This is a genomic window from Pseudonocardia parietis, from assembly GCF_017876315.1.
GTDB lineage: Bacteria > Actinomycetota > Actinomycetes > Mycobacteriales > Pseudonocardiaceae > Pseudonocardia > Pseudonocardia parietis.
The window spans coordinates 4,191,452-4,205,130 of record NZ_JAGINU010000001.1 but is presented as its reverse complement, the minus strand read 5'-3'; the positions used below and the strand labels follow the sequence as shown (position 1 = coordinate 4,205,130).

Annotated in this window: 12 protein-coding genes; 9 read left to right on the top strand and 3 right to left on the bottom strand. The window is 73.5% G+C overall.

Annotation, left to right across the window (positions count from 1 at the left end; genetic code table 11):
• The first annotated feature begins 87 nt into the window (after positions 1–87).
• Entirely contained in the window at positions 88–1,449 is a 1,362-nt protein-coding gene (gene pafA, locus JOF36_RS19860) for a Pup--protein ligase (RefSeq protein ID WP_210029097.1), read from the top strand.
• A 12-nt stretch (positions 1,450–1,461) separates the two neighbouring features.
• Here pafA and glsA (JOF36_RS19855) read toward each other — a convergent pair whose 3' ends face one another.
• From glsA (JOF36_RS19855) to JOF36_RS19845, 3 genes are all read right to left on the bottom strand, one after another.
• Positions 1,462–2,469, bottom strand: coding sequence for a glutaminase A (glsA, locus tag JOF36_RS19855; RefSeq protein WP_210029093.1), 1,008 nt, complete (start codon positions 2,467–2,469; stop codon positions 1,462–1,464).
• Between the two features lie 60 nt (positions 2,470–2,529).
• The gene (glsA, locus tag JOF36_RS19850; protein ID WP_210029084.1) at positions 2,530–3,579 is read right to left on the bottom strand and encodes a glutaminase A; all 1,050 of its coding nucleotides are present in this window, start codon (positions 3,577–3,579) and stop codon (positions 2,530–2,532) included.
• An 84-nt stretch (positions 3,580–3,663) separates the two neighbouring features.
• A complete protein-coding gene (locus tag JOF36_RS19845) occupies positions 3,664–3,903 on the bottom strand; it encodes a hypothetical protein (protein WP_210029075.1) in 240 nt (79 codons plus the stop codon).
• Between the two features lie 200 nt (positions 3,904–4,103).
• Between JOF36_RS19845 and JOF36_RS19840 the strand changes: the two genes are divergently transcribed.
• The 8 genes from JOF36_RS19840 (at position 4,104) to JOF36_RS19805 (ending at position 13,679) form a co-directional block, all read left to right on the top strand.
• Entirely contained in the window at positions 4,104–5,096 is a 993-nt protein-coding gene (locus JOF36_RS19840) for a helix-turn-helix transcriptional regulator (protein ID WP_210029073.1), read from the top strand.
• Complete coding sequence (locus tag JOF36_RS19835) at positions 5,093–6,145, top strand: helix-turn-helix transcriptional regulator (protein ID WP_210029066.1); 1,053 nt, start codon at positions 5,093–5,095, stop codon at positions 6,143–6,145. The genes JOF36_RS19840 and JOF36_RS19835 overlap by 4 nt, the downstream gene beginning before the upstream one ends.
• A gap of 143 nt (positions 6,146–6,288) precedes the next feature.
• The gene (gene tatA / locus JOF36_RS19830) at positions 6,289–6,576 is read left to right on the top strand and encodes a Sec-independent protein translocase subunit TatA (protein WP_210029064.1); all 288 of its coding nucleotides are present in this window, start codon (positions 6,289–6,291) and stop codon (positions 6,574–6,576) included.
• Positions 6,577–6,637: 61 nt separating this feature from the next.
• On the top strand, positions 6,638–7,630 hold the full coding sequence (gene tatC, locus JOF36_RS19825; RefSeq protein WP_210029050.1) for a twin-arginine translocase subunit TatC: 993 nt from the start codon (positions 6,638–6,640) through the stop codon (positions 7,628–7,630).
• A 106-nt stretch (positions 7,631–7,736) separates the two neighbouring features.
• Positions 7,737–8,480, top strand: coding sequence for a UMP kinase (pyrH, locus tag JOF36_RS19820; protein WP_210029040.1), 744 nt, complete (start codon positions 7,737–7,739; stop codon positions 8,478–8,480).
• A 73-nt stretch (positions 8,481–8,553) separates the two neighbouring features.
• Positions 8,554–11,508, top strand: a complete 2,955-nt coding sequence (locus tag JOF36_RS19815; protein WP_210029023.1) for a DEAD/DEAH box helicase — start codon at positions 8,554–8,556, stop codon at positions 11,506–11,508.
• 37 nt (positions 11,509–11,545) lie between these two features.
• The gene (locus JOF36_RS19810) at positions 11,546–12,412 is read left to right on the top strand and encodes a DUF4333 domain-containing protein (protein ID WP_210029012.1); all 867 of its coding nucleotides are present in this window, start codon (positions 11,546–11,548) and stop codon (positions 12,410–12,412) included.
• 49 nt (positions 12,413–12,461) lie between these two features.
• Positions 12,462–13,679 (top strand): GNAT family N-acetyltransferase, encoded by a 1,218-nt coding sequence (locus JOF36_RS19805; protein ID WP_210029002.1) that lies wholly within the window; start codon positions 12,462–12,464, stop codon positions 13,677–13,679.

Here is a 13,679-nt window from a genome sequence, read left to right as displayed (position 1 = left end):
CACCCGTCGGGACCGTCGTGCGACGCGCTCGAACCATCCGCTCACAGCACTGACAGTAGAGGGGGTCGGGCGCATACCCTGAACGGCATGCAGCGTCGGATCTTCGGGGTCGAGACGGAGTTCGGTGTCACGTGCACCTTCCACGGACAGCGCCGACTGTCCCCGGACGAGGTGGCGCGCTACCTCTTCCGCCGGGTGGTGTCGTGGGGCCGGTCCTCCAACGTCTTCCTCCGCAACGGTGCCCGTCTCTACCTCGACGTCGGTTCCCATCCCGAGTACGCCACCGCCGAGTGCGACTCGCTGACCCAGCTCGTCGCCCACGACAAGGCGGGCGAGCGGATCCTCGAGGACCTGCTCGTCGACGCCGAGCGCCGGCTGGTCGACGAGGGCATCGGCGGTGACATCTACCTGTTCAAGAACAACACCGACTCCGCGGGCAACTCCTACGGCTGCCACGAGAACTACCTGGTCGCCCGGCAGGGCGAGTTCTCCAGGATCGCAGACGTGCTGCTCCCGTTCCTGGTCACCCGCCAGCTGATCTGCGGTGCGGGCAAGGTGCTGCAGACCCCGCGCGGGGCGGTGTACTGCCTGTCCCAGCGGGCCGAGCACATCTGGGAGGGCGTCTCCTCGGCGACCACCCGGTCCCGCCCGATCATCAACACCCGCGACGAGCCGCACGCCGATGCCGAGCGCTACCGGCGGCTGCACGTCATCGTCGGCGACTCGAACATGTCCGAGGTGACGACCCTGCTCAAGGTGGGGTCGGCCCACCTCGTGCTGGAGATGATCGAGGCAGGCGTCCAGTTCCGGGACTTCACCCTGGACAACCCGATCCGCGCGATCCGGGAGATCAGCCACGACCTCACGGGGCGCCGCCCGGTCCGGATGGCCGGTGGCCGGGAGGCCAGCGCGCTCGACATCCAGCGCGAGTACTACGCCCGTGCCGTGGAGTTCATGCAGTCGCGCGGGCACGAGGACAAGGTGATGGAGCGGGTCGTCGAGCTCTGGGGCCGCACCCTGGACGCCGTCGAGCAGCAGGACCTGTCGCTGATCGACCGGGAGATCGACTGGGCGATCAAGCACCGGCTCGTCGAGCGGTACCAGGCCAAGCACGGCCTGGAGCTGTCCAGCGCCCGGATCGCCCAGCTCGACCTCACCTACCACGACGTGCGGCGCGGGCGCGGCCTGTTCGACATGCTCCAGCGCAAGGACCTCGTCGACCGGGTCACCGACGACGGCGACATCGAGGCGGCCAAGGACACCCCGCCGCAGTCCACCCGGGCGAAGCTGCGGGGCGACTTCATCGCCGCCGCGCAGGCCGCCGGGCGCGACTTCACCGTCGACTGGGTGCACCTGAAGCTGAACGACCAGGCGCAGCGGACCGTGCTGTGCAAGGACCCGTTCCGCGCGGTGGACGAGCGGGTGGACCGGCTGATCGCCTCGCTCTGACCGGGCTCCGGCTCAGCCGTGGCTCACCTGCGGCTGGGCCACCCGGCCGAACCGGGACTCGCTCGGGTCGGCGAACATGTGCAGCCCGAAGCGGGCCGACAGCTCCCGGCAGACCGCGACCCCGCGGACCGAGTTGCCGTGCCGGTCCAGGCCGGGGGAGTAGACGCCGAGCCCGAAGTAGCTCGGCAGCACGCCCATGATCCCGCCGGAGACCCCGCTCTTGGCGGGGATGCCGACGTCGTGCGCCCACTCGCCGGCCGCGTCGTACATGCCGCACATGCTCATCACGCTGATCACGGTGCGCAGGTGCTCGCGGTCGAGGGCCCGGACACCCGTCAACGGGTTCACCCCGCCGTTGGCGAGCGTGGCGGCCATCGCCGACAGCTCCGGGGTGGTGACGGTGATCGAGCAGGCGGCGAGGTAGACGTAGAGGTTGTCGTCGATGTCGCCGTGCAGCATGCCCAGGCTGCGCATCAGGTAGCTCAGGCCCAGGTTGCGGTCGTTGGAGACCAGCTGCTGCTCCAGCACCTGCTCGTCGACGACGAGGTCCGGGTTCCCGGTGTAGGCCCGGTTGCGTTCCAGCAGGCGCTCGACCCGTTCCTCCTTGGTGGCGCCCTTGACCAGGTTGGCCGCGACCAGCGCCCCGGCGTTGATCATCGGGTTGAACGGCCGGTGGTGCACGTCGTCGAAGGTGATCGAGTTGAACGGGTCACCGGACGGCTCGACCCCCACCCGGCGCAGGGTCTCGTCGAGCCCGTTGTCCTCCAGCGCGAGCCCGTAGGTGAACACCTTGGAGATCGAGTGCAGCGGGATCCGGACGTCGCAGTCCCCGACCTGCCACCGGGTGCCGTCGACGTTCGTGCCGGCCAGCCCGAACTCGTCGGCGCGCCGCTGCATCTCGGGCGGGTAGTAGCTGACGACCTCCTCGCCCGGCAGCAGCAGCCCGCCGCCCGCCGAGCACGTGCTGCGCAGATCCTCCAGCTGCTCCTGGACCAGTTCCCGCTCGGCCTCGGCGACCATCGCTGTCCTCTCGTCGGTGACGTCGGGGGGAGATCGGTGACGCCGGAGGAGATCTTGGCCCTACAACCCCTCGGGGAGCCAGCCGTCACCCGACGGGTACATCTCGGTGGCGTTCTCGCGCCGGCCCGGCCGCACGATCCGGCCCAGCCGCGACTCGGAGGGATCGGCGAACACGTGCAGCCCGAACCGGTCCGACAACGCCCGGCAGACCGCGACGCCGCGCACGGAGTTCCCGTTGCGGTCCAGCCCGGGGGAGTAGACGCCCACGCCGATCGCGTCCGGGATGGCGGCCAGGATCGCGCCGGAGACGCTGGACTTGGCGGGGATGCCGACGTCGTAGGCCCACTGGCCGGCGGCGTCGTACATGCCGCACATGCTCATCACCGACAGCACGTCGCGGGTGTAGGTCCGGGGCAGCGCGGGGACGCCGGTGAACGGGTTCGCCCCGCCCCGGGACAGCGTCGCGGCCATCGTGGACAGCTCCAGCGCGGTGACGGTCACCGAGCAGGCGGCCAGGTAGACGTACAGGTTGTCCTCGATGTTGCCGTGCAACATGCCGAGGCTGCGCATCAGGTAGGACAGCGAGACGTTGCGGTCGTTGGAGACCAGCTGCTCGGCCAGGATCTCCTCGTCGACGGCCAGGTCCGGGTTGCCGGAGTAGATCCGCAGCCGGGTCAGCAGCCGCTCGACCTTCTCCTCCTTGCTGGACCCGTGCACCAGGTTGGCCGCCACCAGCGCCCCGGAGTTGATCATCGGGTTGAACGGCCGGTGGTTGACCTCGTCGAAGCTGATCGAGTTGAACGGGTCGCCGGAGGGCTCCACCCCCACCCGGAGCAGGACGTCCTCGCGGCCGTTGTCCTCCAGCGCCAGGCCGTAGGTGAACACCTTGGAGATCGAGTGCAGCGGGAACCGGACGTCCGCGTCGCCGACCTGCCACTCGGTGCCGTCGATGTCGGTGGCGGCCAGGCCGAACAGGTGCGCCTCGCCCGCCATCGACGGCGGGTAGTAGGCGACGACCCGGCCGTCCGGGATGCCGCCGGGGCGGCCGAGGGTCCGGTGCAGCTCCTCGAGCTGCTGCTGCACGATCTCCCGCTCGGTCTGCTGCTCCACGTCCCCGCCCTCCGCCGTGTCCGCGCGGGGCTGCTGGACCGCCGCTACCGGTTGCGGAGCGGAACCTAGATCACCGGCCCCGGCTCACTCGATCCCGGGCATGATCCGGCGCCGGATCTCGGCGAGCTCGTCCTGGACCTCCGGGTCGGCGGGGCCCGCCTTCTCCGGGGCCGGCTCGATGCCCATGGACCGCAACAGCCCGGTGGCCGCCGCGGCGGGATCACCGGTCTCGCCCAGCACCGGGTGCAGGCCCTGCTCGGCGAGATGGTGGAACACCAGGTTCACCACGGTCCACGGGTTGAACGTCTCCTGCTCCGCGGTCATCACGCCACCTCCACGTACGTACCCCGCGCGGCCGCGTCGCCGCGCTGAAGCCAGAGCCTTTCCGCGGCGGGGGCGGCCGTCAACCGGGCTGTCGCAGGATGAGACACCCCGTCACCGGACCGGGCACCGCCCGCGGTCGCCGGTGCCGGACCGCGCGGGGCGCCCGGTCCGCCGCCGCACGCGCCGATACGATCCCCGGCGTGTCGTCTTCCCGCGCCGAGCGACTGGTGAACCTGGTGCTCTGCCTGATGTCGACGCGGCAGTACCTGTCCGCGGAGCGGATCCGGGCCACCGTGCCGGGATACGCCGAGGCGCCCAACGGCGAGGCCTTCTTCCGCATGTTCGAGCGGGACAAGTCCGAGCTGCGCGAGCTGGGCGTGCCCCTGGAGACCGGGCACACGTCGATGTTCGACACCGTCGAGGGCTACCGGATCGCGCGGGCCGACTACGAGCTCGGCGAGATCGAGCTGGCGCCCGACGAGGCCACCGTCGTCGCGCTGGCCGGGAACCTGTGGGACACCCCGGACCTCGCCGGTGCCGCGCACGGGGCACTGGTGAAGCTGCGCGCGGCCGGCGTGGAGGTCGCCGAGGCCCCGGCCGCGACGGTGCGGCCCGGGCCGCACGCGGGCGAGCCGGCGCTCGCGCCGCTGCTGGCCGCCACCCGGTCCGGGCGCGTGGTGACCTTCGACCACCGCCGCGGGGGCCCGGCCGACCCGCCGGCCCACCGCACGGTCGAGCCGTGGGGCGTCGTGTCCTACCGCGGGCGCTGGTACCTCGTCGGGCACGACCGCGACCGCGCGGACATCCGCTGCTTCCGCCTGTCCCGCATCACCGGTGCGGTCCGCGCGACCGGCCCGGCCGGTGCGGTCACCGTGCCCGACGGCGTCGACCTGCGCGGCATCGTGCGGGTCTCGGCGGGGCCGCGGCCGGTGTCCGGGACGGCCCGGGTGTGGGTCGCCGAGGACCGGGCGGCCGGACTGCGCCGGCTCGGCCGCGAGCTCGGCCCGCAGGAGCACACCGGGCGTGCCGGGGTCGTCATCGAGCTGGACGTCCGGGACCGGGGCACGGTCGCCCGGTGGCTGGCCGGGCACGGGCCGGACATCGCCGTCCTGGACCCGCCGGAACTGGTCGCCGCCGTCCGGGAGCTGTGGGCGGGCGCGGCACGGCTCGCGGCGCTGGAGAGCCCGCGGTGAGCCGCCAGGGGGTCGCGCAGCGCCTGCCCCGGCTGCTGTCGCTGGTGCCCTACCTGCGGGCGCACCCCGGGGTGCCACTGGCGGAGGCGGCCGCGGACTTCGGGGTCGACGAGAAACAGCTCCGCAAGGACCTGGAGCTGCTCTGGATGTGCGGGCTGCCCGGCTACGGCCCGGGCGACCTGGTCGACCTGTCCTTCGCCGGGGACACCGTCGACGTCGTGTTCGACGCCGGGCTGACCCGTCCGCTGCGGCTGACCACCAGCGAGGCGACGGCCCTGTTGGTCGCGCTGCGGATGCTGCACCAGACCCCGGGGGTGGTCGACTCCGACGCGGTCGCCCGCGCGATCGGCAAGATCGAGGCGGCGGTCGGGGACGCCGCGGGCCCCGGCGGGCTGGTGACCGTCGAGTCCGGGACCGGTGAGCGGGAGACGACGGCGGTCGTGCGCCGGGCCCTGGACCACGGCCGGGCGCTGCGGATCGTGTACTTCACCGCGAGCCGGGACGCCGTGTCGCGCCGCGACGTCGACCCGATGCGGCTGGTCGTCGCCGAGGGGCGCGGCTACCTGGAGGCCTGGTGCCGGCGCGCCGAGGGTGTGCGGATGTTCCGGCTGGACCGCGTCGAGCAGGCCGAGGAGCTCGACGAACCCGCACACCCGCATCCGGACGCCGAGCCGACCGACGTCTCGCACGGCCTGTTCGGCCCCCGGGCCGGGCACCGGCACGCCGTGCTCGAGCTCGGCCCCGGCGCGCACTGGGTGGCCGAGTACTACCCGGTCGACGACGTGCGGACGGCGGGCGGCGGTGCGGTCGAGGGCGATCCGCCGCCGGGAGCCCCCGGCGCGGCCCGGGACGCCGGGCCGCGCGGCGACGGCCCCGTCCCCGGTGCGGACGGCCTGCTGCGCGTCCTGATCCGGTTCGCCGACCCGGACTGGCTGGTCCGGCTGGTCCTCGGGCTCGGCGGGGCGGCCCGGATCGTGGAGCCGGTCGAGCTGTCCGGCGTGGTGCGCGAGCGCGCCCGGGAGGCCCTGTCACGGTCGGACGGAACGTGACGGTACGGTCACCCCGAGTGGCGGCGTGGCCACCCGGTGAACAGCCGGTGATCACCCGCCCCGCTCGCCCCGGGCGCGCGGGAGCGCACCACGACGGTGCGTAGACTCAGCCGTGACCCGGTGAAGACCGACGGAGGTTGACCATGCCCGGTGGCTACGAGTGGCTGATCATCATCGCCGTACTGCTGCTGCTGTTCGGCGCGAAGAAGCTGCCCGAGATGGCGCGTTCGGTCGGTCAGTCGGCCCGCGTGTTCAAGGGTGAGATGAAGGGCCTCAAGGACGACGAGGCCAAGTCGACGACCACGCAGGAGTCGCGGACCACCCCGCAGGAACTGCCGTCGGTCACCCCGGCGCCGCAGACCGAGGGCGACCCGGTCCCGCAGGCGCAGGACCGGCAGCCGCAGGACCGCGGTACCGCGAACCCGAGCTGAGGTAACCGGCGCCGTGAAGTCCCCGTTCCGTCGGACGCGCAGTCTCAATCCCGACGGGACCATGACCCTGGTCGAGCACCTCTACGAGCTGCGCAACCGGCTCGGCATCTCGCTCGCCGCGATCGCGGTGACGACGGTGTTCGGTTACATCTGGTTCGAGGTCTCGTTCTTCGGTCTCCCCAGCCTGGGGGACCTGCTCAAGGAGCCGTACTGCTCGCTGCCGGACTCGTCACGGGCGGTGCTCACCGCCGACGGAAGCTGCCGGCTGCTCGGCACCACACCGTTCGACCAGTTCATGCTGCGGTTGAAGGTCGGCGCGACGGCCGGGGTGATCCTGGCCTGCCCGATCTGGCTCTACCAGTTCTGGGGTTTCATCACGCCGGGCCTGATGCGCAAGGAGCGCCGCTACGCGCTGAGCTTCGTCTCGGTCGCCGCGGTGCTGTTCGTTGCCGGCGCCGTCCTCGCGTACCTGATCATCCCCCAGGCGCTCGGCTTCCTGCTGACGATCGGTAGCGAGATCCAGACGACCGCGCTGACCGGCACGTCGTACTTCTCGCTGGTCGTCAACCTGATCGTCATCTTCGGGGTCAGCTTCCTGATCCCGCTGCTCGTGGTGGCGCTCAACGGGGCCGGGGTCGTCTCCTACGAGGCACTGCGCAAGTCGCGTCGCGGGCTGTTCTTCGGCCTGTTCGTCTTCGCCGCGATCGCCACCCCCGGCCAGGACCCGATCTCCATGCTGGCGCTGGCGTTCGCGCTCGCCCTGCTGTTCGAGGGCGCGATCCAGATCTGCCGGCTGAACGACCGGCGCCGCACCCGCAAGCGCGCGGCCGAGGGCTGGGACGATCCGGACAGCCCGTCGGAGATCGACACGACACCGTCGAGGATCGACGGGCCCTCCGACCTGGACGACCCGTCGGAGATCGGCGAGCGGGCCCCGGCCGCGGCGACCGCCGGTGGCGCCGGGTCCGGGCCCGCCGCGGCCGGCCCGCCGGCGGCGCCGGTGCAGACCGATCCGCAGCCGGGCGCCGCCCCCCGGTACGACGACATCACCTGACCGTCCCCGGCGCGGGCACCCGCGCCGAGGGGCGGCCCGGAGGTGTCCGTACGCTCTGCCCGGACCGAACGGCGGCAGCACAGGGCGAGGAGCGGGTCGGACGCGCATGAAGTACAAGCGGGTGGTCATCAAGCTCAGCGGGCAGGCGATGGCCGGTGACGACGGCTTCGGGTTCTCCGCCAAGGCGCTGGCCCACCTGGCCGAGCAGATCAGGCAGGTCCGTGAGCTGGGCGTACAGGTCGCCATCGTCGTCGGCGGCGGGAACGTGTTCCGCGGCAACCGCTCCGACACCTGGGGGATCGACCGGGTCGAGGCGGACAACATCGGCATGCTCGGCACCGTCATCAACAGCCTGCTGCTGCGCGGCAAGCTCTCGGCGGGCGGCGAGGCCAACGTCCGGGTGATGACCGCGATCCCGATCAACACGGTCGCCGAGCCCTTCCTGCGCCTGCGCGCGAAGCGGCACCTGGACAAGGACGCCATCCTGATCTTCTCCGGTGGCAACGGCCAGCCGTTCATCACCACCGACTACCCGAGCGTCCAGCGGGCCCTGGAGATCGGTGCCGACTCGCTGCTCGTCGCCAAGCACGGGGTCGACGGCGTCTACGACACCGACCCCCGCACGAACGCCGACGCGCGCCGCTACGAGCGGCTGCCCTACGACGAGGTGCTGTCGCGGCGGCTGGCCGTGATGGACCAGACGGCGTTCATCCTCGCCCGCGACCACGGCCTGCCGCTGCACGTGTTCGACATCGAGCAGGACGGCCTGATGGCCGCGATCTGCCGCGGCGAGCACCACGGCACGGAGATCAACTCCGACATCGTCGAGGCCGAGTACGCACAGCCCTGATCGGTGTGACGTGCACGTCACGGCGGGCCGTCCGACAGGGCGGGCCGTCGGGGGTGTGTGACAGCCTGTGGGCGTGAGTACCCGATCCGGCGTGAGCGATCCGGCGGCCGCCTACGCGGCGGCGAAGGCCCGCGCCGCACATCCGCGGCTCGCCGAGTTCGCCGGGCTGCTGCCGTTCGACCTGGACGGCTTCCAGCGCGACGCGTGCGAGGCACTGGAGGACGGGCACGGTGTCCTGCTGTGCGCGCCCACCGGTGCCGGTAAGACGGTCGCCGGCGAGTTCGCGGTGCACCTGGCCCTGTCCGAGGGGCGCAAGTGCTTCTACACCACGCCGATCAAGGCGCTGTCCAACCAGAAGTACGCGGACCTGGTCGCCCGCTACGGGGCGGACGCGGTCGGCCTGCTCACCGGGGACACCGCCGTGAACGGGGACGCCCAGGTGGTCGTGATGACCACCGAGGTGCTCCGGAACATGATCTACTCCGACGGCGCCGCCTCCGGGACCGGCGGCCGGGCGAACGGGCGGCTCGACCATCTCGGCTACGTCGTGATGGACGAGGTGCACTATCTCGCCGACCGGTTCCGCGGCGCGGTGTGGGAGGAGGTCATCCTCCAGCTCCCCGAGCACGTCGCGATGGTCGGGTTGTCGGCCACGGTCAGCAACGCCGAGGAGTTCGGTGACTGGCTGATCGAGGTCCGCGGGGACACCACGGTCGTCGTGGACGAGCACCGGCCGGTGCCGCTGTGGCAGCACATGATGGTCGGCAACCGGCTGTTCGACCTGTTCGGCGAGAAGCGGACGACCGACCGGGGCGGGCACGACCGCCCGGGCGACGGCGCGGCCGAGCTGGTCGTGGACCCGGACCTGGTCCGCTACACCCGGGAGATGCAGCGGCGGGACTTCACCGGTTCCCGGTCACCGGACCGGTCCGGTGACCGCGGCCCGCGGGGCCGGGGCGGCCCGCGCGGGCGGGGACGCAACGGTGGCAAACCCGACCCCACCGCCGTCGTCGGCCGGGGGCCGCGGCCGGGCGGGCCGTCGCGCGGCGGGTTCCGGCCGCCGTCGCGGGTGCAGGTGATCGACCGGTTGAACCGCGAGGGACTGCTGCCCGCGATCACCTTCGTCTTCTCCCGTGCCGGGTGCGACGCCGCCGTCGGGCAGTGCGTGCGCGCCGGGGTCCGGCTCACCGAGCCCGACGAGGTCGAGGAGATCCGCCGGATCGTCGAGAAGCACACCGGCGGTCTCCCGCAGGACGATCTCGGGGTGCTCGGCTACTGGGAGTGGCGCGAGGCCCTGGAGCGCGGTGTCGCGGCGCACCACGCGGGCATGCTGCCCGCGTTCAAGGAGACCGTCGAGGAGCTGTTCGTCAGCGGGCTCGTGCGCTGCGTGTTCGCGACCGAGACCCTCGCGCTGGGCATCAACATGCCGGCCCGCACCGTCGTCCTGGAACGGCTCGTCAAGTTCAACGGCGAGGCGCACGTCGACCTGACGCCGGGGGAGTACACCCAGCTCACCGGGCGGGCCGGGCGGCGCGGCATCGACGTCGAGGGGCACGCCGTCGTGCTGTGGGCCCCGGGCATGGACCCCGAGCAGGTCGCCGGCCTGGCCTCGACCCGCACCTATCCGCTGCGCAGCTCGTTCCGGCCGGTCTACAACATGTCGGTCAACCTGGTCGGCCGGCTCGGCACCGACGCCGCCCGCGAGCTGCTCGAGCGTTCCTTCGGCCAGTTCCAGGCCGACCGGTCGGTGGTCGGGCTGGCCCGGCGGATCGACCGCAACGCCGAGGCCCTGGAGGGCTACCGGGAGTCGATGACCTGCCACCTCGGCGACTTCACCGAGTACGCCGACCTGCGCCGGCGGCTCTCCGAGCGGGAGAAGGCGCTGCGCAGGCAGAACACCGCGGAGTCGCGCGACGAGACCGCCGAGTCGTTGCGCGAGCTGCGCCCCGGTGACGTGATCGCGATCCCCGCCGGGAAGCGGGCCGGTATCGCGGTCGTGCTCGACCCGGGCATCGGCGCGTTCTCGGCGAACGGCCGCGACGCCGAGCCGCGCCCGCTGGTCTGCACCGAGGACCGCTGGGCCGGGCGGCTGTCCGCCGCGGACTTCCCGGCGCCGGTCGAGGTGCTGGGCCGGATCAAGCTGCCGAAGCGGGTCGAGCACCGGTCACCGCAGGTGCGCCGGGACCTGGCGTCGTCGCTGCGCAGCTCGCGCATCGTCGCGCCGCACACCGACGGGCGCCGCAAACGCCACGGCGTGCAGGACGACCCGGAGCTGGTCACCCTGCGCCGGGCCCTGCGGGCGCACGCCTGCCACGGCTGCGACGACCGGGAGGTGCACGCCCGCTGGGCCGAACGCCACGTCCGCCTCGAGCGGGAGACCGAGTCGTTGCGCCAGAAGGTCCGCTCCACCACGCACTCGCTGGCCAGGGCGTTCGACCGGATCCGGGCGCTGCTCACCGAGCGCGGCTACCTGATGCCCGCCGAGCAGGTCGCCGCCGGTGAGGGCGAGGTCACCGAGCACGGCCGGGTGCTGGCCCGGCTGTGGGGCGAGTCCGACCTGCTCGCCGCCGAGTGCCTGCGCCACGACGCCTGGGAGGGGCTGGCCCCCGACGAGCTCGCCGCCGTGGTGTCCGCGCTGGTGTACGAGTCCCGCCGCGACGACAGCCCGCCGCCGCGGCTGCCCTCCGGTCCGGTGGCCGACGCCCTGGAGCGCACCGTGGGGCTCTGGGAGGAGCTCGACGCCGACCAGCGGCGGCACAAGGCCGAACGGACCCGGGCCCCCGACCTGGCCTTCGCCTGGCCGATGCACCGCTGGGCGCGCGGGGAGTCCCTCGCACAGGTTCTGGAGGCCGCCGAGCGCAACGGGCACGAACTGTCCGCGGGCGACTTCGTACGCTGGGCCCGGCAGGTGCTCGACCTGCTCGACCAGATCGCCGGTGTCGCCGGCCGGTCGAGCGGCGTCGGGAAGGCCGCACACCGGGCGTCCGGTGCGGTCCGCCGCGGCGTCGTCGCGGCCGGTATCGAATGACGCGCGAGACGAGCAGCAGGACGGCGAGAGGTCGGCGATGAGCAACCCGCAGGGACCGGATCGGCATCCGGAGGATGCCACCGAGCGGACGGGGGAACTGCCCGCGTGGGGCACACCACCGCCGGGCGGGTGGGGCGCCGATCCCGCGACGACCGGTGCCTGGTCCCCGGAGCGGGACCCGCGGGAAGGCTGGGCCGGGCAGGGTGCGGCGGACGCGGGCTGGGACCCGGGGACCGCGCAGCAGAGCGCGGGTCGCGACGCCGGGGCGACCGGCGCGTGGGCGCCCCAGGACACCGGCGGCTGGGACGCGTCGGAGCAGGCCACGCGGTCCGCACCGGTGTGGGGCGACGAGGCCGCATCGGACCAGGGCGACAGCTGGGCCGTCCCGACCGGGCCGCGGCGTCGCCGCCGGGCCGGGGAACCGGCCGATGCGGTGCCGACCGACGCCGTTCCGGCCGCGTCCCCGGCGTCGGCGTGGGCCGATGACCAGGCGACGACCGCGCAGCCCGCCGACGGTGCCCGGGGATCGGGCGCCTGGCCGGCGAGCCGGGACGGGGAGGAGCCGTGGGCGCCGCCCGAGGCCGTGCGCAGCGGGCTCGACGCGAAGAAGTGGGGCCTGATCGGCGGCGGCGTGCTGCTGGTCGCGATCCTGCTGGTCACCGCGCTCGTGTGGCCCGCCTGGGCGCTCCCGCAGCACCTGGACCAGACCGCCCTGCAGACCGGGGTCAACCAGGTACTCACCGAGGACTACGGGCTCACCGTCGGCGCCGTGCAGTGCCCGGACGACGTCACGGTCTCGGCCGGGACCACGTTCAGCTGCCAGGCCGTGGTCGACGGCGAGCAGGTCGAGGTGCCCGGTGTGGTGACCTCCGACGAGGGCGACTACCAGGTCAACCGGGTCTGAACCGGAAAGCGGTGGCGAGCTGCGGCCCGGACCGGAAGGCTGACCGGACGTGAGCACAGTGCACGACGTCCGCACCCTGACCGACCCGGCCGACCGGCGCGCCGCCTCCGACGTGTTCCACGGGACGCTGCACCGCGGCCCGGTGAGCGACGAGGTGTGGGAGGCGCACGGCCAGGCCGCCGACGAGCACTGGCTGGGCGTGTACACCGCGGACGGCGAGATCGTCGGCAGCGCCAACTCGTTCCCGACCCGGTTGACCGTGCCCGGCGGCGCCGGGGTGGCCGCGGCGGCGGTCAGCGGCGTCGGTGTCCGCGCCGACTCCACCCGTGCCGGCCGGCTGACCGCGCTGATGCGGGCGCAGCTGAGCGCGGTGCGCGACCGCGGCGACACCGCCGCGGTGCTGCGGGCCAGCGAGGCGGCGATCTACGGCCGGTACGGCTACGGCGTCGCCTCGCGCGGCGACCACGTCACCGTCACCGCACGCCCGGGATGGCGGCCGGACGCCCCGGCCGCGGGCACGGTCCGGATGCTCGACCGCGCCGAGGCGGCCAAGGTGCTCCCGGACCTGCAGGACCGGCTGGCGGCCGGGCGCCCGGGCGGGATGACCCGCACCGCCCGCTGGTGGCGCCGCGCGATCGACCCGGCGGGCCCCGCCGCCGGCGAGTACAAGGCGATCGCCGTGCACACCGGCCCGGACGGCGACGACGGTTTCGCGGTGTGGGGTGTGACCGAGGGGGACCTGCCCGGCGGCCGGGACGAGATCCGGATCCAGCAGCTGTGGGCGGGCTCCCCGGCCGCGACGGCCGGGTTGTGGCGGTTCCTCACCGGGATCGACCTCGCCGCCGCGGTGTCGGCCTGGAGCCGCCCGCTCGACGAGGACCTCGACCTGATGCTCACCGACCTGCGCGCACACCGCGTCACCGGCCGGTCCGACGACCTGTGGCTGCGGATCGTGGACGTCGCCGGCGCGCTCGGGGCCCGCGCGTGGGGTGCGGGCGACCCGGTGGTGCTGCGCCTGCACGACCCGCTGTTCGACGACGCCGGCACCTGGCGGATCGGCCCGGACGGCGTCGCCCCGGCCGGGGACACGCTGCCGGACCTGGAGTGCGGCCTGGAGTCCCTCGGACCGGCCTTCCTGGGCGACCGCACACCCTCGGCGCTGGCCCGGGGCGGGCGGTGGACCGAACACACGCTCGGCGCCGCCGCCCGGGCGGACGCGGTGTTCGCGGTGCCCGGGCCGGCGCCGTGGTGCGGCACGTTCTTCTAA

What these genes read in the sequence shown, in the direction of transcription:
- pafA (WP_210029097.1), top strand. Translation starts at nt 88, where the DNA reads ATGCAGCGTCGGATCTTCGGGGTCGAGACGGAGTTCGGTGTCACGTGC.
- glsA (WP_210029093.1), bottom strand. Translation starts at nt 2,469, where the DNA reads ATGGTCGCCGAGGCCGAGCGGGAACTGGTCCAGGAGCAGCTGGAGGAT.
- JOF36_RS19845 (WP_210029075.1), bottom strand. Translation starts at nt 3,903, where the DNA reads ATGACCGCGGAGCAGGAGACGTTCAACCCGTGGACCGTGGTGAACCTG.
- tatA (WP_210029064.1), top strand. Translation starts at nt 6,289, where the DNA reads ATGCCCGGTGGCTACGAGTGGCTGATCATCATCGCCGTACTGCTGCTG.
- tatC (WP_210029050.1), top strand. Translation starts at nt 6,638, where the DNA reads ATGACCCTGGTCGAGCACCTCTACGAGCTGCGCAACCGGCTCGGCATC.
- pyrH (WP_210029040.1), top strand. Translation starts at nt 7,737, where the DNA reads ATGAAGTACAAGCGGGTGGTCATCAAGCTCAGCGGGCAGGCGATGGCC.
- JOF36_RS19810 (WP_210029012.1), top strand. Translation starts at nt 11,546, where the DNA reads ATGAGCAACCCGCAGGGACCGGATCGGCATCCGGAGGATGCCACCGAG.